Origin of the sequence: Dialister sp., assembly GCF_036343215.1 — a bacterium.
In the GTDB taxonomy this organism is placed as follows: domain Bacteria; phylum Bacillota; class Negativicutes; order Veillonellales; family Dialisteraceae; genus Dialister.
Genome location: NZ_JAZASU010000001.1, coordinates 215969 through 236224, shown reverse-complemented (window position 1 = coordinate 236224; position 20256 = coordinate 215969). Strand labels below are relative to the sequence as shown.

At 45.1% G+C, this 20256-nt stretch carries 16 protein-coding genes; 15 read left to right on the top strand and 1 reads right to left on the bottom strand.

Translation table 11 applies throughout. The features are described 5' to 3' along the window. Positions 1 to 26: 26 nt before the first annotated feature. From VZT47_RS01140 to VZT47_RS01080, 13 genes are all read left to right on the top strand, one after another. Positions 27 to 1520, top strand: coding sequence for a TolC family protein (locus VZT47_RS01140; RefSeq protein ID WP_330223134.1), 1494 nt, complete (start codon positions 27 to 29; stop codon positions 1518 to 1520). A gap of 73 nt (positions 1521 to 1593) precedes the next feature. Continuing rightward, a complete protein-coding gene (locus VZT47_RS01135; protein WP_330223133.1) occupies positions 1594 to 5973 on the top strand; it encodes a translocation/assembly module TamB domain-containing protein in 4380 nt (1459 codons plus the stop codon). Between the two features lie 9 nt (positions 5974 to 5982). Then, positions 5983 to 6600, top strand: a complete 618-nt coding sequence (locus VZT47_RS01130) for a sigma-70 family RNA polymerase sigma factor (protein WP_330223132.1) — start codon at positions 5983 to 5985, stop codon at positions 6598 to 6600. Positions 6601 to 6768: 168 nt separating this feature from the next. Beyond that, the gene (locus tag VZT47_RS01125) at positions 6769 to 7326 is read left to right on the top strand and encodes a hypothetical protein (protein ID WP_330223131.1); all 558 of its coding nucleotides are present in this window, start codon (positions 6769 to 6771) and stop codon (positions 7324 to 7326) included. Positions 7327 to 7379: 53 nt separating this feature from the next. Next, positions 7380 to 9392, top strand: a complete 2013-nt coding sequence (locus VZT47_RS01120; RefSeq protein WP_330223130.1) for a BamA/OMP85 family outer membrane protein — start codon at positions 7380 to 7382, stop codon at positions 9390 to 9392. 55 nt (positions 9393 to 9447) lie between these two features. Continuing rightward, the gene (locus VZT47_RS01115) at positions 9448 to 10698 is read left to right on the top strand and encodes a Tat pathway signal sequence (RefSeq protein ID WP_330223129.1); all 1251 of its coding nucleotides are present in this window, start codon (positions 9448 to 9450) and stop codon (positions 10696 to 10698) included. A 16-nt stretch (positions 10699 to 10714) separates the two neighbouring features. After that, positions 10715 to 11230, top strand: coding sequence for an OmpH family outer membrane protein (locus VZT47_RS01110; RefSeq protein WP_330223128.1), 516 nt, complete (start codon positions 10715 to 10717; stop codon positions 11228 to 11230). Positions 11231 to 11283: 53 nt separating this feature from the next. Further along, a complete protein-coding gene (locus tag VZT47_RS01105) occupies positions 11284 to 12207 on the top strand; it encodes a hypothetical protein (protein WP_330223127.1) in 924 nt (307 codons plus the stop codon). After that, a complete protein-coding gene (locus tag VZT47_RS01100; RefSeq protein ID WP_330223126.1) occupies positions 12200 to 12658 on the top strand; it encodes an OmpH family outer membrane protein in 459 nt (152 codons plus the stop codon). Before VZT47_RS01105 ends, VZT47_RS01100 begins: the two co-directional genes overlap by 8 nt. 8 nt (positions 12659 to 12666) lie before the next feature. Further along, positions 12667 to 13689, top strand: a complete 1023-nt coding sequence (gene lpxD / locus VZT47_RS01095; RefSeq protein WP_330223125.1) for a UDP-3-O-(3-hydroxymyristoyl)glucosamine N-acyltransferase — start codon at positions 12667 to 12669, stop codon at positions 13687 to 13689. Positions 13690 to 13820: 131 nt separating this feature from the next. Beyond that, complete coding sequence (locus VZT47_RS01090; RefSeq protein ID WP_330223124.1) at positions 13821 to 14741, top strand: lysophospholipid acyltransferase family protein; 921 nt, start codon at positions 13821 to 13823, stop codon at positions 14739 to 14741. Beyond that, complete coding sequence (locus VZT47_RS01085; protein ID WP_330223123.1) at positions 14722 to 15453, top strand: alpha/beta hydrolase family protein; 732 nt, start codon at positions 14722 to 14724, stop codon at positions 15451 to 15453. Before VZT47_RS01090 ends, VZT47_RS01085 begins: the two co-directional genes overlap by 20 nt. Before the next feature lie 62 nt (positions 15454 to 15515). Continuing rightward, the gene (locus VZT47_RS01080) at positions 15516 to 16709 is read left to right on the top strand and encodes an MFS transporter (protein ID WP_330223122.1); all 1194 of its coding nucleotides are present in this window, start codon (positions 15516 to 15518) and stop codon (positions 16707 to 16709) included. Positions 16710 to 16775: 66 nt separating this feature from the next. Here VZT47_RS01080 and VZT47_RS01075 read toward each other — a convergent pair whose 3' ends face one another. Continuing rightward, positions 16776 to 17666: a fumarylacetoacetate hydrolase family protein gene (locus VZT47_RS01075; RefSeq protein ID WP_330223121.1), complete on the bottom strand. Its 891-nt coding sequence runs from the start codon at positions 17664 to 17666 to the stop codon at positions 16776 to 16778. A gap of 192 nt (positions 17667 to 17858) precedes the next feature. Here VZT47_RS01075 and VZT47_RS01070 point away from each other — a divergent pair, with 192 nt between their 5' ends. Both VZT47_RS01070 and VZT47_RS01065 read left to right on the top strand, forming a co-directional pair. Next, the gene (locus VZT47_RS01070; protein WP_330223120.1) at positions 17859 to 19544 is read left to right on the top strand and encodes a glutamine--tRNA ligase/YqeY domain fusion protein; all 1686 of its coding nucleotides are present in this window, start codon (positions 17859 to 17861) and stop codon (positions 19542 to 19544) included. A 2-nt stretch (positions 19545 to 19546) separates the two neighbouring features. Next, on the top strand, positions 19547 to 20236 hold the full coding sequence (locus VZT47_RS01065; protein WP_330223119.1) for a hypothetical protein: 690 nt from the start codon (positions 19547 to 19549) through the stop codon (positions 20234 to 20236). Positions 20237 to 20256 lie beyond the last annotated feature (20 nt).

The window sequence follows — 20256 nt, the reverse complement described above, 5'->3', positions numbered from 1 at the left end:
ATCTGTCTTAGAAGGGATGAAATTCTATGAATAAATATACCTGCCGTATTTTGGCGGCTTCTATCGTGATCGCTCTATCCTTTGGCGCAGGTGTAGAAGCAAAAGGCTCCAGGACGAGAATTACTACAGATCCCGTTCTGACGGAAAAAGCTCTTGCCGCACAGATGGACCAGGTAAGTGCTGATAAAAATGTCAATTTCAATAATATGCTTCTCCAGAAGAATCTGTCTGACTCTCTGGGCGAAGTGGCTACTCCGGAAGCTTCCAGCCTGGATATCGACCTGAAGGGCGCAGTAGTGACATCAATTCAGAATAATCGGGATATTACAATTGCTGATCTCCAGAGAAAGGAAGCAGAATCTGACGTAAGAAAGGCTGCAGCTGCCAAGAATCCACAGATTGGGTACAGCTGGACTGGTAATCAATTTAAAGCACAAAAAATGGTAGATGCCAAAACTGGTGCTATTCTTGGGAGTTATAATCGTTCCTATAATCAAGGCGTAAATGTATCTATGCCTATTTGGACTGGTGGTAATATAGAAGGTGCTATCAATCAGGCCAGGTATGCAAAGAATATTTCCGATTTGGAATACTATAAGACAGAAGCTGATACCAAGTTGTCTGCCGTAGAAGCTTACTATAAATATCTGGAAACCATTAAACTTGCGGGTGTCCAGGCCGAATCTGTCAATGATTATGCAAGCCATCTGAACAATGTTCAGCAGCAGTTTGATGCAGGTATCGTGGCAAAGCTCGATGTGCTGAGTTCCAATGTATCTCTGGCTAATGCGAAGCAGAAAAGCATTGCTGCCGACAATGCGAGAGATCTGGCTGAGGCAAACCTGAATAATATTATGCGTATTCCTATGAATACGAAACTGAATCCCCTGGACAAAGATTTCCCGGAGCCGGAGTTTGACCTGACTCTGGAACAGGCTATTGCTATGGCGGAGAAATACCGCTGGGAACTGATTGAATCGGATTATAATGTCCGTATCGCCAAAGAAGCTCTTCGCATTGCAAGATCCGGCTATATGCCCACGATTTCCGTAGGTGGCGGATACAGCTGGGATGAAGCTGCTTTATCAAAAATCGATAAAGATGATTGGGCTTTGCTGGGCAAAATCAGCTGGAGTATCTGGGATGGTGGTTCTGCCGATGCTGCAATCAAGAAGGCAAATGAAGAAATCAAGGTTGCCCAGGAACAGCTGCTGCAGGCAAGAGAAGGCGTAGAACTCGAGGTTCGTCAGGATTACTTGAATATCCTCGCGGCCAAAGAGCAGATTCGTGCGACAGAAGCTGCAGTAGCTCAGGCAGAAGAAGCTTATAAGATTGCTACGGTCCGTTACAGCAGCGGAGTGGGCATCAACCTGGATGTTCTGGATGCAGAATTACAGTTGAATACGGCAAGAACGAATTATATTACTGCTCTTTATGATTACAATATTGGTCTGGCAACCCTGGAACACGCCATGGGGATTCCGGCAGTGATTCATCCTGAATTTGCCAATGCAAAATAAGTGAAATGATTGTGTGAAATCATTTCACCCGATCATTTTCAAAAAAACTGGGGAGATTATTTTGAAGCATAGTATGAAGTGGTGGATAAACACTATAGCGGCTGCCATTTTTATGGTGCTCGTTGTGATTTATCTGCTGATCCGGCCTATTATCGTGCAGAATCTGGAACCTGTACTGGCTGAAAAGCTGGGAGACAGGGTGAATGGTACCCTGTCCTGGTCTTCCATCGATCTGGACCCAAACCTGGATCTTTCATTTGCCTATCTGGAACTGAAAGATGAAAAAGGGGAGGATGTTTTAAAGACACCCTCATTGACCGTAGGCTGGTCCATGTCTTCACTCTATAATTATCTTCTTCATGATGACGGTATCGCTACTGTTATTCGTGATGTAACTATTGAAAAGCCGGAACTTTCTCTTTCCCAGAAAGCCGATGGAACCTGGAATATCAGTGATATTCTTAAACCTTCTGATGATTCTGACAGTGGGAAGTTTACGGGAAAGATCATCATTACAAAGGGAAGGGCCCTGATAAAGACAAATGAAGCCGGTCAGTTCGATTTCACAAAGGTGGAGGGCACTTTTGCCTGGGATAAGGAGGCCCATATTGATGGCAGTCTAACGGGAGCCATCTTTGACAGCTCCTTTGATGGCAGGCTGAAATATACTGACAGCAATAATCTGGAAGTGAATATAAAGACAGATCCGATTCCATTGAAATCCCTGCAGCCGCTTATTGAAAAACTGCCGCAGTTTCAGAAAAAGCTGACACTGCAGGATGGGACGGGAAGTATTACGGAAGCCAAAATCTGGAAAAGCGACGGGATTGTCGCTTACCGGATGACCGGCTCTTTTAATCATGCTGCTCTTGGCTATGAAAATTACATTCTGGCTGATGGAGCGGCTTTTTTTAATATTGAAAATAACAGGGCAGATGTCACAAAAATTTCCGGAAAGGTGAATGGGCAGAAAATCAGCGGTGAGGTCCATGTGGATCTTGCCGGAGAGGATACTCCTTTTTGGGGCACTGCTGCTTTATCCAAAGTTGATATAGCAAAAGTTGTCCCGGATTATGAAGCAAATGGGATTGTGACCGGGGATCTTTCTTTCTCCGGAACAAAGGAATATCCATCTGTCAGTGGCGATATTTCCATTGTCGATGGAGCCTATGAAAATCTTTCCGTGGAAAAAGGAAAAGTATCTTTTTCCTATGATGACGGCTCCGTCACCATACCGTATCTGGAGGCCGATGCTGCAGGCGGACATATCCTTGGGCACGGTAGTTATATAATGGATTCAGGCATATTTTCGATCCAGGCTTTTGCTGACCATGTATCCCTGGACCAGATTCCTTCAGGACAGGATTTGAGAGGGCTCGTGAGCGGATATTGTCAGGCAGAAGGAAACTATAAAGATGGAATCCTTAATTTGGACAATGCGGCAGCAAATGGGGAAGCATTGGATCTCGGCTATGAAGATATGGCGGCCGGAGAGCTTCGCGGGTTTGGCAATTATCGGAATGGAAACTGGAATGGCACGGTGAATGGCCGGAATATTTCCTATAAAGGCGCATTCCTTGATAATCTGGCCGCCTCTCTTTCGAATGAGGATGGTATCATTCATATCCCTTACGCCAGCGGGATTAGCGGGAATGGAGCATTTTTCGCCAGCGGTACTTATGGTGGTGGAGAAATGAATATAGGAGTAGACGCTTCAGATATTGATTTATCCATGCTGTCTCCTCTTACCGGTGAAGATCTTGCCGGAATGGCATCTTTCAAAGGGATGATTTCCGGGACCCCGGAGCAGCCTGAGGGAAGCGGCATTATAAAAGTTAGAAATGGTCATATCCGTAATGCTGCTTTTGATACTATTGACGGTACTATGGCTGTCCAGAATGGAAAATTGAATATTTCTTCTTTGCTTGTAACCGGCCCTTCCGGAAATCATGAAGTCAGCGGTTCTGTAGATATTCATAATTGGGATCTGGATGTAAAAGTAAAGACCGATAAGGCTAGAATAGAAAATCTTCTGTCCATAGCCGGCATGGATTATCCTGTGACCGGCTGGATTTCCAACGAGCTGACTGTTACCGGGAATATGGATAATCCCAAAGTGCAGGGCGATTTCCATGCATGGAGCGGCTCGGTGATGGGAGAATTGTTCCAGAGCATTTCAGGCCAGTATGGTTACTATAATAAGAAAATTGATCTGAAGAACTGCATGGGCTACATGTATGATGGGGTTATTGTAGTGAACGGTGGTGCAGAAGAAAATAATCTGAATCTCACTGTTTCCATGACGGATATTGATATTGAGCGTATGCTGCCTGATAAAGGAGTCAGGGGCAAAATTACGCTTAACGGTCTGATTCAGGGGACTTTTGACAGCCCTGCTTTTGACGGTACGGCATCATCCCGGGAAATTACGATTGCCGGGAATACGATCCGGAATGTTTCCACCGGAGTTCATTATAAAGATCAGGTTGTGACTGTGGATGAAGGCTCTTTCCATCAAAAGAAAGGAACTTTCCTTTGGAAGGGAAGCTATAATCTTTCTGATGATGCAGTGAATGGTTATCTGGAATTTAACGGATGGAACATTCGCGATATTATGGCTTTCTTTGGAAAGCCTGATGAATCCGTGGATGGTCTGGTAGAAGGCGGTATGAAGATCAGCGGTACCAAAGATTCACCCAATGTCAATTTCAAGGCCCATCTTTTGGGAGGGCATTTGGGAAATGCCGCCCTGGGCGAAGGCAACATTGATTTCTCCTACATGAATGGGGCCCTTTCGATCAGGCAATTCTCTATTCCTGTGGGTGATGGCATCCTGGTCGCTAAAGGGTCTATGAACAGCCGGGGCGACCTGGATATCCAGGCGGCAGCCCGGGATATGGATATTTCCTGGATTCCCCAGGTTATCGGGAGAAAAGATATTTCTTTAGACGGGAAATTGACAGCAGCGGTCTTTCTTTCCGGAAATAAATCGGCACCGGAAGCCGACGTTTCTGTGGGACTTGATCATCCAAGGTATGGTGAAATCGCTTTCGACAGTATGTCTCTTATGGCCAATGCTGCAAATAATGTGGTCACCATCCAGAATGCCCTGATTTCCAGGGATGCTTACAGGGCCAGCATGAAAGGAACCATGCCAGGCAATATTTTCACAGGCAGCGAAACGGATAAAGCTGTTCCCCTGGATCTTGATATCAATCTGGATGAAGCGGATCTCAATATGCTTGCTCTTTTCTTTAAACCGGTCACATCGGCCAGCGGACCGATTCAGGGACATCTGAAGGTTGCAGGCAGTTATAAAGACCCGCTCTTGCTTGGCGGCGTGAATGTAAAAGATGGAGAATTTACGCTGCTAACCCTGAATGAAGCTGTAAAGCCGGTCAATATGAATCTCGAATTTAATGGAAATAAGGCTCATGTAGAAGGAAGTGCTTCTATAGGCAATGGGGCTGTTACTGCAAATGGGACCGTTTCCTGGGATCATATGAAAATTTCCCAATACAATGGCGATTTACATATTCATCTGCCTGATGTGGATTCCCAATATTATAAAGGCAGAGTGGATGGAGACTTTATGCTTGGGGAAATTCCGGGCCTTGAGAAACCGGGAATTGATGGGAATCTTGTTATTCAGGATGCGGTGATGGATGTTCCTTTTGCACTGCTTGATGATACCGGTAGTACTCCTGCAGATATCCTGACACGCATCAATATTCAGGTTGGGAATAACGTGCGGCTTTATAATTCCTCGCTTTATGACCTTTTGGTCAAAGGGAATATTTCCATGATGGGGCCGCTCTCGGATCCTGTCATGACCGGGCGGGTGAATGTAGAAAAAGGTACTGTCAAAATCAATACATCAGAATTTAAAGTGGATACAGCCAATGCCATTTGGGGAAGTGTGCCGGGATCTTTCCTTCCTGTTGTTCACGCCAGAGCATTTACCAAGATAGGCCATTATTCTATTACCGCCGAACTCGATGGTCCTCCGGGTGAAATGAAGACCACTTTCCACAGCGAGCCGGCATTGAATGATTCTCAGATCCTTATGCTGCTGGTCTTCCATCAGAATCCCGAAGGTTCTGATAATAATGGGGCTATGGAAGGCGCTTTATTTAATGCAGGCCTGACTATGCTTTTTGGAAATGGGGTTCAGGATTTCATGAAGGATAAGATAGGGCTGGATTTGATTTCCATAACTTCCAGTTTGACTGACTACTATGACAATACAAAAGATAACAATGATAGTTATTACTACCTTAAAATAGGAAAATACATTTTCAATGATTTCATGCTGACTGCAACTATGGGTATGAATAATAATGAAACAAGTTACGGCGCTCATTATGATTTGAACTCGCGAGCAGGTATTTCCACGTGGTATAATAATAAACATGACAGTTACATTGGTACTGATTGGAGTTTTAGATTCTAGGAGAGGTACATGCTTGAAGAATATATGGCTTCTCTTTCTGCAATTCGAAAGCTTGGCAGGGAAGAAGAAGCTGACCTGTGGAATCAATATAAGAAGTGCGGCATAATTGAGGCCAGGCAGTCGCTGATTGAGCATTACCAGCCGCTGGTTTTTCGTGAGGCCATGAAGTATTCTCTTCAGGAAGCCGTTACGCTTGACCTGATTCAGGAGGGAACAGTAGGATTGATGGAGGCTGCGGAAAAATACAATCCCGATGCGGGAGTGGCCTTTTCCCTTTATGCTCTTCACCGCGTCCGTGGCAGGATGATTGACTTCCTGCAGAAAAACTGCCGTGAAATTCTGCTTGAGGATGGGGAAGAAGAACAGGTTTTCTTTTCCAAGGCAGGCCCGGATACGGCGTTTGAAACGGCTGACAGAAATTCACTTCATTCCAGAATCAGTCAGGCCGTAAATCGTCTTCCTGTAAGAGAACAGGATGTCATAAGGAGTGTTTATCTGCAGGAGCAGACTGCTCAGGAGACTGCAGATGCCATGGACGTCAGCACGGCTTATGTTTACCGACTGGAAAAAAGAGGAATTCGGCGTCTCCGGGGAATGCTCTCCAGGTTGATTCACGAAAGAAAATGACTTTACAATGAGTATTTATTTGAATTTGAAAGGAAATTGATGAAAATAGAAGAATTATCTGATTAACAGCCGTTCATTTATACTTCTCTTTTTCTGATTATGTAATAATAAGGAAATTGTCTAAGCACATTAAGATGCAGGTATATTTCTCTATTATTGGGAGGTATTATGTCAGGGGATAAGATAAAGCGGGTCCGGGCTGTAAGGAAGTGGCTTGAAAAAGCCGAAAGTTCCTATTCCAGCAATAAGGAAATTACCGGTGAAATCAATTTGATTATGGCGCAGGCAGAGATGCAGCGGCTCCACGAGACCAGAAAGGAATCTTCTGCAAAACGCTGGGGACTCCGGATTGCTGCCATGTTTGCTGCGTTTGGCATATTTCTTGGTATCAATGCATTCTGGAATTTGCTTCATTCGTCGGTAGAGCCTCAGCCTAAACCGGTCCAAATTGTTATTAATGAGGTCAGTTCGTCAGAATCATCCGGGTTCGCATCAGAAGCGGATAAAACCGAGGTGGTACTGAAGGAAAAGACTGATGAAAATACCGGTTCCGGGGAGGCGGGATCTGAGGTCAAATCGGCTCCGGTTTTCAATGAGTCTGTAAATATGCAGGCTGAGCAGCCATCTGCAGTTCCATCTTATCATGCGGCTGCACCGGCATTGTCAGATAAGGAAATACAAAGTGTTGTTGGAGAAGCAGGCAGGGCTCTGCGTGGGCAGGCCTGACTTTTACATAAAAATGATGCCAGAGTATATATCTCAAAATAAGGGAGGATTTTATGATTACTTTTGCAAACAAAAAAGCTCTTCTCATGGCCGCATTCCTTTCTGCGGTTACCGGAGCAGGAGCATGGGCTGATGGCCCTGATATGGCCGCTGGTCAGGGGAATATGTCACAGAGCGCCATGATCAGTGTAAAAAATGGTCAGACAGTCGGTTCGTCCGGGCAGATTTCCAATGAAACTGAGAACAAAGTAGAAGAATCTTCGCTTCAGGTTCAGCAGTCTCAGCAGACCGTGGCAGTAGGGGATGCATCCCTGTATTTGACAAAAGCTGATGATGACGCCATTGAAGCACAGGTGGGAAAGAAAATCACTTCCGTTGATTTCTCCGGAATTCCTGAAGAAGTCAAGCCAAAGCTTGCGCCATTGCTTCAGAGCAAGCCCGGAACGCAGATCAGTGAAGAAAGTATCCGTAATGATGTGGCCTCCCTTGGGTCTACCGGCGTATTTGCCCAGATCACTCCGGCATTCAATGCCGTTCCTGAAGGTGTAGGCATTACTTACCGGCTTGTTTCCAATCCGGTTGTCCATGATGTGGAATTTTCCGGTAATACCGTATTTACCGGGGATTATCTGAAATCCATTATGAATATTCCCCAGGACAGCGTTCTCAACTTTGTCCTTGTTAATCAGAAGCTGAAGGAAATTGAAAGTCTTTACCTGAAACAGGGGTATATGCTTGTTTCCATTCCAAATGTACAGGTTTCTCCCGATGGACTTCTTCATGTAAATATTTCAGAAGGTAATGTCGAGGATATTGTTCTTGTTGGCAATGACAAGACGAAAGATAAGGTTATTACCCGTGAATTGAAGCTGAAAAAAGGCCAGCCCTTTAATAAATTCCTGGCAAGCAGAAGCATGGAGAGACTTTACAACCTCGGATATTTCGAAGATGTCAATATGAAACTGCTTCCTGGCAAAGAAAATGAACATAATGTCATCATCGAAATCGATGTCATTGAACAGAAGACCGGCGTTATTACCGTCGGTGCCGGCTATTCTGATTCCGATGGTACGGTAGGTATCGTCGAAGTCGGAGATACCAATTTCCGTGGAACCGGTGATAAAGTCAACTTCCACTGGGAATTCGGCGGCGCCGGTGATGGTAAGAACTATACCATTTCTTATACCAGGCCCTGGATCAACTCCAACGGTGACTCCCTGGGAGCATCCATTTTCAATCGTATCTACACGTATGATGACTATGATGCTGATGGTCATGAAATTGCAGAATATGATAAGAGGAGAAAAGGCTGGAATCTTACCTGGGGTCATGTAAGCAGCGAATACCGCACCAACTATTTCAACTTTGAATCCTCCAAAGAATCCTATGATGATCATGATGGATTTGAATGGAGTAGTAGAGCGGAAAATAAATTTAAAAATGCTACCAAATATGGCTATAAAGACTATGATGACATGAAAAATGCTTGGCATAAAGCTATTTTTGATAATTTTAAAACTACAAACAGCTTTACCTTTACCCATGTATTTGATAATCGCGATAATTACTTCAACGCGAGCCGTGGCAGACGTATTTCTTTTGCCCTCCAGTATGGCGGCCATGGACTTGGCGGGGATTATGATTTCTATAAATTCACCACAGAGGGCCGCTTCTATAAGGGGCTGGGCAATGGACATATCCTGGCTCTGCGCGTGATGGGCGGCTATATCGATGGAGATGTGGCATATGGCAACCTCTTTGATCTTGGTGGTTCCAATACTCTCCGCGGTTATGAAGATGATCAGTTCAAAGGCAAGAAAATGTATGCGGCAACACTGGAATATCGTTTCCCGATTGCCAAGAAGGTACAGGGCGTAGTCTTTACGGATGCCGGCAGTACCTGGGATATCGATGATGGAAAGATTCCGTGGTATGACGATGATGATTCCCTGAACTGGTCCGTAGGTGTGGGCCTTCGTCTCCAGACCCCGATTGGACCGATCCGTCTTGACTATGGTCATGGTGATCAGAACAAGTTCCACTTCAGCTTTGGTACCCAGTTCTGATTGAGAGGGGAGGAACATGATTTCTTCCTTAAAAAAGTGTGTTTGCGGGGCGGTTATGCTTCTGCTGACAGGAAATTTTTCCGGAAATGTTTATGCCGCCCCTATTCAGAATGTGAATGTCCATCTTTCTGTAACCGATGGAGATGTCCCACCGGTTGTGGAAAAACGAATTATTTCCAGTATTTCTTCTATTGGGAACCGTATACTCACCGGAAAAGAGGAAAATCTTTTTCGTCTGAGCAGTGCCGAATACAACAAAGTGATTGCCGATATCATTAACCGCGTGGTTATAGGTTATGTGGTTTCGGACCTTTCTGTGGATTATGGAAGAAATACATCGGTCAATGTATCTCTTCAACCGGTTGGCCGGATAATCCGTCATGTTGATACGGAAATCGATTATGGAAATCTTTCAGGAGATGCAGAACGGTATATTAAAGCGGATACTGCGGAAGTACCGGTTCTTATGAATAATCTTCTGATCGGGCTTCCTGTTGATTCCGTAGGATGGGCGGAAAGTGTTTCCCAGTCGGCAGGACGGGATCTTCTGAAGCAGATTTTACCGGAGTTCCAGGCAAATTTTGAGGTTCATTCAGGCGAGGATACGAAAGTAAAGATTTACCTGATTCCGCAGGGAGATATTATCCGTTCTACCCGCCTTACTCTTGAAAAATCTACTGTACCGCGGCTTCTTATGCTGAGGGCAGTAGAGGAAACAGAAGCTGCTCTCAAAAATCTGGAGGGTCTTCCCATCGGCTTTGTAAGCAGGAATCAGGCTAAGATTGCCGCTGACATGAATGGCATACTGAGCAAAGATTTTTTCGTTGAAAAGTATGGTATTGAAACAAGGGCAAGACTAATTCCGGGGGAAAAAACTGCACTTGTAGTAGATGCCCTGACTGACCACTGGATTATCCGGACCGAAGCCTGGCTTGATGCCGGTCGTGATGGAAACCGCAATACTACGATTGAGGGAATGCTCGGTCATTTTGTGGGAGGAAACAATGTGGTATTCGGGGAAGCCCGTTTTTATCCCGGGCCAGTGGACTGGGATGTATATGGCGGCTTTTATCATCATTTCCGGGGCCTTATGGACTTGGGATATAAATATAATTTTTCAGAGAACAGCAATCATGCCTTTGGTGTAATTCCCCTGGGAAATAAATTTTCGCTCCGTTATGAGCGGGATTTTAAAGAGGATGAGAATGAATTTGGTTTTTCCTATAAAATTCATAATTACATGACTCTTGAATATGTGTATAATGATGAAGATGGGAAATGGCTGCGACTTGTAGCCAATTTATAAAGGAGTGATTTAAATCATGATGACAACTCTTGGTAACAAGAAGAATGTTAAGATTTTCTCTTTCGCCCTGGCAGGCGTATTTATTGCATCCGTAGCCGTGATGGCTGTGGTATCCATGGGGGATACGGCCAGTGCTGCGCCAACTACGGATATTGGCGTAGTTGACCAGAGAGAAGTGATTTCTTCCAACGGGCAGCTTGCCATTGATTATCAGAACAAAATGAAACAGACCGCAGAAGAAATGCAGAAAGAGTTTGATGCAAAATCCGCCGGCATGTCCGATGCGGATAAGGAAAAGCTTTTCGCTGATATGCAGCAGCAGTTCAACCAGAAGCGGACTGCCATTGAAAAGGATATGGAAGATCAGGTAACCGGTGCTGTAAAATCTGTAGCTTCCAAAAAGGGTCTCTCTCTGGTAGTGGATAAATCCGCTGTCATTTATGGCGGCACCGATATTACCAGAGAAGTGTCTGAAGCACTGAATAAATCTGTTTCCTCTGCACAGTCTGCGGCAGCTTCCCAGAGTAAGTAACAGGAGTGGTCACCATGCGCTCCGGCTCTTTGGCCCGAATAGCTGCAGCGGCGATGATTGTTTTAACTTTTGCCTTTTCCGGTTGTGGAGCCAGGAAAGAGGAGGCTCCTCCGCCTGCCGTCCATTATGGTGTGGCCGACCTGGAGACAATGGTGAAAGCACATCCCCGGTACAGCAGCTATTTCAAATTGCAAACTGAATATAACCACTTATTGGAACAATACCGGAATGAACGGAATCGATTGATTCAGGCCGCTTCTCAACAGAAAAGGATCAATGCCGCTTTGTCTGATCAGACGCGACGGCTGGCAGCAGAAAACGAATTGAAAGCCAAAGTAAAGTCCAAAGAAGACGAATTGAATGAAGGTCTTAAGAAGCTTTACTCTGATATTTCCAAAAAACATGCTGCATCATCTTCTTTGAATCTGGAAACGCTGACACCGGAAGAAAGGGCGGAAATGGCCAATCTTCAGATGAAGCTTACCATTCTTGGTGTGACAGGGGAAGAAAAAGAAAAGATTAAGGATAGACTTCATGCCCTGATGGAGCTTCGGGCGTCCCGTGAAAAAGCCGAGATGACTGGATGGACAGTGGACGAAGTCAATCAGATGAAAAATGCAAAGGAAAAGGCTGAATCGGATCTTACTGAATTCTCCCGCGTTACAGCTGAGAACATTAAAAAGAGGCTGGCATCTGATAATAAAGTGCAGTTAGAGAAGATCGAACAGAGCTTTGATGCGGGTAATCAGGAATGGGACAAAGCCTGGCAGTTCCGCATTGATTCCAAGCAGAAGCAGATGGCCGATTTGAAAAAGCAGATTATGGCTGATATAGAGACGGAAGCGGCTCGTGTCGCTTCTGATAAGCAGCTGGATATGATTTTTATAAAGTACAAAGCCAATATTAACGCGACCGATGTAACCGGAGATATGGTTAATCGGATTGTAAATATAAAGCAGGAGGAAATAAATGGATAAGGCTGTGTTGAAAAAGATGGCCTGCGTGGGATTACTTGCTTTTGCAGCCGTATTTTCCGGTTGCGGCAGTGAACATAAAGTAGCCGTTATTGATTATCAGAAAATCGAATCCCAGTCGCCTAAAATCAAGGCAATCCAGAAGGAGATTACCGACAAGGATAAAGAAATCAGTGCCCGTCTGGCAGAGGATTCGAAGAAGGGCCTTTCCGATGCGGATATGCAGAAGAAAGTACAATCGGCCCAGCAGGAAAGAATGATTTTTATTCAGAGCAAGCAGAAACAGATTGAATCCATGATTCAGTCTCAGTGCAGTTCCATTGCAAAAGAAAAGAATCTTGGAATCGTTATGAACAAAATGGCTGTACCGAGTGGGGCAGTCGACATTACAGACGAAGTATTGGCTAAAATGGATGGAGGATCATCCAAAGCAGCTTCTTCGGCATCTAAGTGAGGCGGATTATGAGAAAAACAGCAGGCGAATTGGCTCAGATTGTAGGCGGCACGCTTTACGGTGATGAATCAGTTCTCATTGATGACGTGCGCAGCGCGGAAAGTGCAGGTCCATCCCATGTTACCTTTGCCCGGGGTGTTTATGCGGAACATATAGAAGAGATGCAGGCGGGGGTCATTCTGGTGGATGAACTTCCTGCTCATTATACACGCAACCTGATTGTTGTTCCTGACTGCCGCCGCTCTTTCGGGGAGCTGGTTGATTTTTTTCATCCTGAAAACCATGTGAAACCGGGTATTCATCCGACTGCTATTGTCAGTGATACGGCTGAAATTGGCAAAGATGTCTGCATCATGGCTTATTCAGTGATTGATGATGGGGTTGTAATCGGCGATCATACCATCATTTATCCATATACTTATATTGGGAAAAATGCCCATATCGGTGAGGATTGTGAAATCAATCCCGGATGCGTGATTCATGAGAATACAGAAATCGGCAGCCGGGTGGTTTTGCGGGCTCATGCGGTTATCGGGGGACAGGGATTCGGATTCTCCACTGATGAACAGGGACATCATCACCATATACGCCAGCTGGGGAAAGCCATTATTGGAGATGACTGTGAAATTGGTGCAGGTTCAACTATAGATAACGGGGCTTTGAATGACACGGTAGTGGGCAGGGGGACTAAGATTGATAATCTTGTTCATCTTGGCCATAATGTGCAGGTTGGAGAAGACTGTTTTATCTGTGCCCAGACCGGTGTCGCCGGAAGTACAACTATTGGCAGCCATTGTATTCTTGCCGGACAGGCAGGGGTTAATGGACATATAAATATTACGGACAATGTTGTTCTCGGGGGAAAAGCAGGCGTCATTGGTTCAATTAAGGAACCGGGTGTATATATTGGCTATCCTGCAAGGACCCATGCTCAGTGGGGCAGGGTGGAAGTGGCTGTATCCCATCTTCCGGAAATGATGAAGAAGCTTCGCCTTTTGGAGAAAAAGCTGGCTGCTTTGGAAAAAGAATAAATCTGCTTTAATTTATGAATCAACCTGTCTTTATGTTAGAAAGACAATAAACTGGAAGATGCAAGGTTCGCTATCCTTCTATTCAGGGACAGGACCTTGTATTTTCTTTTATTTCTGTTATGAGGTTTTCTATGAGTGCAACCTATAGACTGCTTAAGATTCTTGGATGGATTGCCTGTCATAGTTCACCCAAAGCCGCTGAGGCCATGGGGCGTGGACTGGGAAAGTTTTTCTGGACTTTTGTACCATCCAGACGGAAAAAACTGGCAGTGGATAACATCATTCGTGCAGGAATAACAAGGGATCCGAATAAGGCACTTCAGATTGCCAAATCATCTTCCGTTCGGTTTGGTCCCCTTGGCATATCCATGTTTCGCTTCCCGCTGTTAACAAAGGATAATATCAGTGATTATGTGACAATACGGGGCAAAGACAAGCTGGATGAACTCGTCAAGGAAGGGAAAGGTTGTGTTCTGGCGGCAACCCATTGTGGAAACTGGGAAATCGAAGGGGCGGCTCTTGCTTTGTACGGGTACCCTCTTCTTTCGGTGGCAATGAAGCAGAAAAATAAAGGATTTGACCGTTTTCTCTGCGAATATCGATCGATGCCAGGTCAGGTGGTTGAATACAAGACTGGTGTCAGGGATATGCTTAGAAGGCTCAAAGAGGGATTCTTCGTGGGTCTTTTGTGCGACCAGGATCCCGGCGATACGGGTATACTTTCCGATTTTATGGGACAGAAAACACTGACCGCTACAGGACCTGCCCATTTTTCTCTTCTTACCCGCCTTCCGGTCATGACAGCTCTTATCCACCAGACCGGTCCCTGGAAATATGAAATCATTATCGGAGATCCTATCACAGCCGAATCCGGGCTGAAGAAGAAGGAAGCTATTCAGAATATAACGGATAAAATCAACAAAAGACTGGAAGAATGGATTTATAAGTATCCGGAGGAATGGTTCTGGCTTCATAACCGCTGGAAATGGACAGATTATTTTTATCCTGAACTGAAAGGAGTACCGGATGTTCATGATCAGACTGAACATTGAAAGGACTTTTTGCAGGGATATTCCTGTCATTATTGTCCATCCACTTGTTGAAAGTCTGGGACCGGCCATCTTCTATCATGGCTGGAGCAGTCGGGCCGAATACCAGCTCAGCAAGGCTGCGGTTCTTGCTGCTAACGGGTATACTGTATACCTGCCTGATGCCATCAATCATGGATTGCGTGACAGGCTTTGCGATTATTATAAAGTTGAAGATTATCAGATCTTCTGGAAAACCATATTTCAAAATGTGGATGAGTTTCCAGAGCTTTTAGAGTTCATCAGGGGCAGGGAATCGGGTAAACCGGTCATTCTGGGTCATTCTATGGGCGGGATGACAGTTCTTGGGATTGCCAGCCGTTATGGTGATGATTTAAAAGCGGTTGTTTCGTTTAATGGATCCGGAGACTGGCTGCTGACCCATCTCTTTATCCAGGCCAGGTTTGGCGTATACATGAAACCGGATTGGGAGATGTATACTGAAATAGAAAATCGTTCTCCTCTTGCCCATAACAAAGACATGACCGGGATTCCCATATTCCTGACGAACGGGGAAAGCGATACATCCATCGATCCCAGGGCTCAGGCCCATTTTTATGAAACTTTAAAGGCTGCGGGAGGGCATGTGCAGCATATTACCTATCCTTTGCTGGGACATTTTGTCACAACAAATATGCTGGATGATGCCATGGCCTGGCTTGACAGTTTAAAGTAAATATAGAATCCTGTTGTTTTGCGCGCAGATGAATGATTTTATTGCCTTTGAAAGGAGGAACTTTGGTTAGAAATAAAAGCATAATCATTTTAATAGCCAGTATGTTCCTCGTTTCCTCAGGATATACCATGGTTATTCCTTTTCTGCCTTTGTATCTGGGACAGCTTGGCGTGCCATCTGAAGAGTTGTCCCTTTGGGCAGGATTTGTTTTTTCAATCTGTTTTCTGGTTGCTGCAGTTATGGGCCCTCTCTGGGGAAAGCTGGCGGATTCGGGCGGTAAAAAAAGAATGGCTGTCCGGGCTGCTATTCTTTTGGGATTTTCATATTTGTTCTGCGGCTTGTGCCAGAATCAGTATCATTTGCTTGCTGCCCGCGCTTTTCAGGGATTTGCCAATGGTTTTGTGGCTGCTGCCATGGCAATTATCTCAGATAATGCAGAACCGGGAAAACTGGGGGTTACTCTCGGAATGGCCCAGACTTCACTTGTGGTCGGAGGTATCTGCGGGCCCCTCATGGGCGGGGCCCTGTCTCATGTAATGGGGATGAGGAACACCTTCTTCCTGTCGGCTGCTTTTCTGTGGGCTGTGGCCCTGACCGTCATACTTTTTGTTTCCGAAGTTAAAAAGGAAATTACCCCGGAGATGAAAGAGTCTTCATCGATCAGTCAGGACCTGATTTATGTCTGGAGAAACCATGATCTCCGTGGACTTCTCCTGATCACCTGTCTGCTTCAGACAACTATTCTGATGATTCAGCCGGTAACGGCTATTTATGTAGGAAATATTATGATTCATTCGGGAAATATTGAACTGGCAGCAGGAATCATTATGTCCAGCGGTGGTATCGCCGGCGCCCTGACTACGACTCTCTGGGGAAAGTTTGGTCAGTCTAGAGGTTACTACCGGGCTATATTTGTAACTCTTGGGGCCGCAGGTACATTGACCATAATCCAGTCCATTCCGGATTCTGTCTGGGGATTCGGACTTTGCCAGTTTCTGGTGGGATGCTTTGTGATTGGTGTCAACCCCTCCCTCAATGCGGCACTCGTAAAATATTCTCCTTCCGATTTCAGGGGAAGGATTTTTGGCCTTTCCAATACGGCCCAGCAGTTTGGAAATATGATTGGCCCTCTTGTATCTGCTGCGGTTTCCATATCTCTGGGAATATGGGAGGTTTATGTTTTTGCGGGAATGATTCAACTACTGCTGGCGGGTGCCGTCTATTTTAAAAGGGTGAGAGCTTTCCCTGTAAAATAAATAATCTTAATCACTAAAAAACAGACAGGCTTTCGGATTGAGCCCGTCTGTTTTATTATGAAAATATTATTTTACCGTATTACGAAGGGTACCAATTGGGTCAATCGTGATTTCGACGACATCTCCCTGCTGCAGGAATTTTGGGGGATTAAAGCCCATGCCTACACCCTGGGGAGTGCCGGTTGCTATGACATCTCCGGGCAGGAGGGTCATTCCACTTGAAAGGACTTCAATCAGTCTTGCAATCGGGAAAATCAGGTCCGTAGTGGAACCTTCCTGACGAAGCTCACCGTTTACTTTGGTGTAAATTGTGAAGGGAACCGGCCAGTCTCCAATCATGACTGTTGGTCCCATAGGGCAGAAGGTATCAAGACTCTTGCCACGGAACCACTGGATATGCTTTTTCTGCAGATCTCTGGCCGTTACGTCGTTTATAATCGTATAGCCGTAGACATATTTCATGGCCTCTTCCGCACTTACATTGGTGCAGCGTTTCCCGATGATGACACCCAGCTCACCTTCATAGTCTACCTGACTGGTAGCATAAGGATGACGGTCTATTTCCTCATCCGGGCCAATAACGGAAGTGGTGGCTTTGGTAAAGAAAATGGGATTTTCCGGATTTTTGGCGTTGACATTCTGATCAAATTCCTTGACATGGGCCTGATAGTTTTTGCCAACGCAGAGGATATTTCTCTGCGGATAAAACGGGACCTCAAGGCGAACTGTGCTGAGCGGGATCGGTTCGATGGATTTGTCTTTTGCATTAAGCTCCAGCGCCTTTGCCAGATTTAAAAGGCCTTCTTCACCGGATTGGATGAACTCCTCCATTGTTTCTCCCAGTGGGATAAAGTAAGTTTCTTCCAGTTCCTCAGCCGGATAGATCAACTTGCCGTCTGAAGTTAAAATACCCCACTGACGCAGTCCATTCAGGTTATAAGATACGAGTCTTTGCATAATATACCTTCTTTCTTTATAGGTTAATGGTATTATACCATAAAGAATAGATTGCCATGTCTGATGAATTTGAAGGATTTATTAAATCGCCTGTTTTGCGTAGAATCCCCATCCGTACCAATTAAAATCGATAGATTTGTGGTATAATTATAACAAAATAACTATTTGTTTTTATGAATGGAGGAAGATGAAATGGAAGAGAATAAAACAGCCGCCAATTTTATTGAAGCGGAAATCAATAAAGATATTGCCAATCATGTATATTCCAATGACCGGGTGCTGACCCGTTTTCCGCCGGAACCAAATGGTTACCTGCACATAGGGCATGTAAAGAGTATCTGCCTGAATTTCGGTATTGGCGAAAAGTATCACGGTGAAACAAATGTCCGTTTCGATGATACAAATCCAACGAAAGAAGATGTGGAATATGTAAATTCCATTCTGGAAGATGTCAAGTGGCTGGGATTCAAATGGAAAGAACCGGTTCATTATGCTTCGGATTATTTTCCTGAACTCTATGAATTTGCCTGCAAGCTCATTCGTATGGGGCTTGCTTATGTGGATGACCAGACCGGCCAGGAAATTCATGATACCCGCGGGGATCTGGAACACCCCGGTAAGGAAAGCCCCTGGAGAAACCGTTCTGTAGAAGAAAACCTGAAACTTTTCCAGGAGATGAAGGAAGGAAAGTACAAGGATGGTGAAAGATGCCTGCGTGCTAAAATCGATATGGCATCTCCGAACGTCGTTATGAGAGATCCGGTTATTTATCGTATTCTCCATGCAACCCATCATCGTACCGGTGACACCTGGTGTATTTATCCTCTTTATGATTTTGCACACCCGCTTTCGGATGCTCTTGAAGGCATTACTCATTCCATCTGCACTCTTGAATTTGAGGAAAGACGTCCTCTTTATAACTGGTGTCTCCAGGCTTATGAAGGTAAGGAAAAACCGAGGCAGATTGAATTTGCCCGCCTGAATGTGACCACTATGATCACCAGTAAGAGAAAGCTTCGCAAGATGGTAGAAGCAGGGCTGGTATCCGGCTGGGATGACCCTCGTATGCCTACGATCAGCGGTATTCGCCGTAGAGGCTATACACCGGAATCTCTCCGTCATTTTTGCGATCTGATTGGTGTGGCCAAGGCTGATAATATGGTTGATGTATCTCTTCTCGAATACTGTATTCGGGAGGATCTGAAAGCCAAAGCTCCAAGAATCATGGCTGTTATTGATCCGGTCAAGGTTGTTCTTACCAACTATCCGGCAGATAAAGTTGAATATGTGACTATGGAAAACAATCCGGAAGTCGAGGCCATGGGAAGCCGTCAGGTTCCGTTCAGCAGAAATATCTATATTGAAAAAGAGGACTTCATGGAAAATCCGGTGAAGAAGTTCTTCCGCATGACTCCAGGCAAGGAGGTCCGTCTGAAGGGTGCGTATATCGTTAAATGTGATGAAGTCGTTAAAAATGAAGATGGCAGCATAAAAGAGATTCATTGCACCGTTGATTTTGATACAAGGAGCGGTACTCCCGGGGCAGATCGAAAAGTAAAAGGGACTCTGCACTGGGTATGTGCTGACAAGGCTGTAGATATCGATACCAGACTTTACGATTACCTGATTCCGCCTGATGATACCGATGATGGCCGGGACTTCATGGAAAAGGTCAATACTCATTCTCTGGTTGTTATGCACAGTAAAGCGGAACCGGCAATCCTCGATTATAAAATAGGGGATCGCTTCCAGTTCCTGCGTAAGGGGTATTTTATTATTGATAAAGATACCACGGAAGGACATATTGTCTGCAACCGCATTGTAGGGCTTCGTGATTCCTGGGCAAAAATTCAAAAGAAACAGGATAAGGATAAGTAAGCATGAAGCGGTCTACTATAATTGGTCTTTTTACGATTCTTTCGCTGCTTGCTGCTCCCTGCTCAGTGAACGCTGCTGACCTGCTGTCCTTGAGAGGTATCGGAACCATGGCGGTCCCTAAAAATATTTCTTTTACCATAGGAGCTCAAAGTGCGCTTCCTTTCATGAGCGAAGGGGGAACAAGCCGGTATTTTACGCGTAATGGCTTTGCCAAAAGCGAATACTATACGATGACTTACAAGGATGGGCCTGATTTTTCTTACGGCTGGGCCATGTCCCATGAAGTTGGTATTCCTTATCTTTTGGAAATTGGTGAAATCAAACATAAAAATGACTCCGCGGAAGAGCAGATGGATGTGATTGCAGCTTATCTGAACCGGAAGCTCTCTGCTGATGGGGTCATATTTACAGGGGCATCTCCGCTGGTCAAAGTCAAAGACGATAAATATCCACGCTGGGAAGGGGCTTTTGTCAAGGAAACCAGGGAAAATGATATCATTTATAGGGAAGCCTACGTGGTGGTACTTCAATGCGATGGATATTTCAACACTCTTGGGATTTTTAATTGTGACGCGGACCGTTCGGACATTACGGACGCATTAAAGAAGATGGTGGCAAAGCGTAAACTGCCCAGGCAGAGAAGCCTGCTTGATTTATCAAAGAAAGGTACTTCTTTGACTGAATTTGAATAACCGGTGATTTTCAAATTGAC

Coding starts and splice junctions, on each gene's coding strand:
- VZT47_RS01130 (WP_330223132.1), top strand. CDS start 5,983: ATGCTTGAAGAATATATGGCTTCTCTTTCTGCAATTCGAAAGCTTGGC.
- VZT47_RS01070 (WP_330223120.1), top strand. CDS start 17,859: ATGGAAGAGAATAAAACAGCCGCCAATTTTATTGAAGCGGAAATCAAT.
- VZT47_RS01120 (WP_330223130.1), top strand. CDS start 7,380: ATGATTACTTTTGCAAACAAAAAAGCTCTTCTCATGGCCGCATTCCTT.
- VZT47_RS01110 (WP_330223128.1), top strand. CDS start 10,715: ATGATGACAACTCTTGGTAACAAGAAGAATGTTAAGATTTTCTCTTTC.
- VZT47_RS01065 (WP_330223119.1), top strand. CDS start 19,547: ATGAAGCGGTCTACTATAATTGGTCTTTTTACGATTCTTTCGCTGCTT.
- VZT47_RS01085 (WP_330223123.1), top strand. CDS start 14,722: ATGATCAGACTGAACATTGAAAGGACTTTTTGCAGGGATATTCCTGTC.
- VZT47_RS01135 (WP_330223133.1), top strand. CDS start 1,594: ATGAAGTGGTGGATAAACACTATAGCGGCTGCCATTTTTATGGTGCTC.
- VZT47_RS01090 (WP_330223124.1), top strand. CDS start 13,821: ATGAGTGCAACCTATAGACTGCTTAAGATTCTTGGATGGATTGCCTGT.
- lpxD (WP_330223125.1), top strand. CDS start 12,667: ATGAGAAAAACAGCAGGCGAATTGGCTCAGATTGTAGGCGGCACGCTT.
- VZT47_RS01100 (WP_330223126.1), top strand. CDS start 12,200: ATGGATAAGGCTGTGTTGAAAAAGATGGCCTGCGTGGGATTACTTGCT.
- VZT47_RS01115 (WP_330223129.1), top strand. CDS start 9,448: ATGCTTCTGCTGACAGGAAATTTTTCCGGAAATGTTTATGCCGCCCCT.
- VZT47_RS01140 (WP_330223134.1), top strand. CDS start 27: ATGAATAAATATACCTGCCGTATTTTGGCGGCTTCTATCGTGATCGCT.
- VZT47_RS01075 (WP_330223121.1), bottom strand. CDS start 17,666: ATGCAAAGACTCGTATCTTATAACCTGAATGGACTGCGTCAGTGGGGT.
- VZT47_RS01105 (WP_330223127.1), top strand. CDS start 11,284: ATGATTGTTTTAACTTTTGCCTTTTCCGGTTGTGGAGCCAGGAAAGAG.
- VZT47_RS01125 (WP_330223131.1), top strand. CDS start 6,769: ATGTCAGGGGATAAGATAAAGCGGGTCCGGGCTGTAAGGAAGTGGCTT.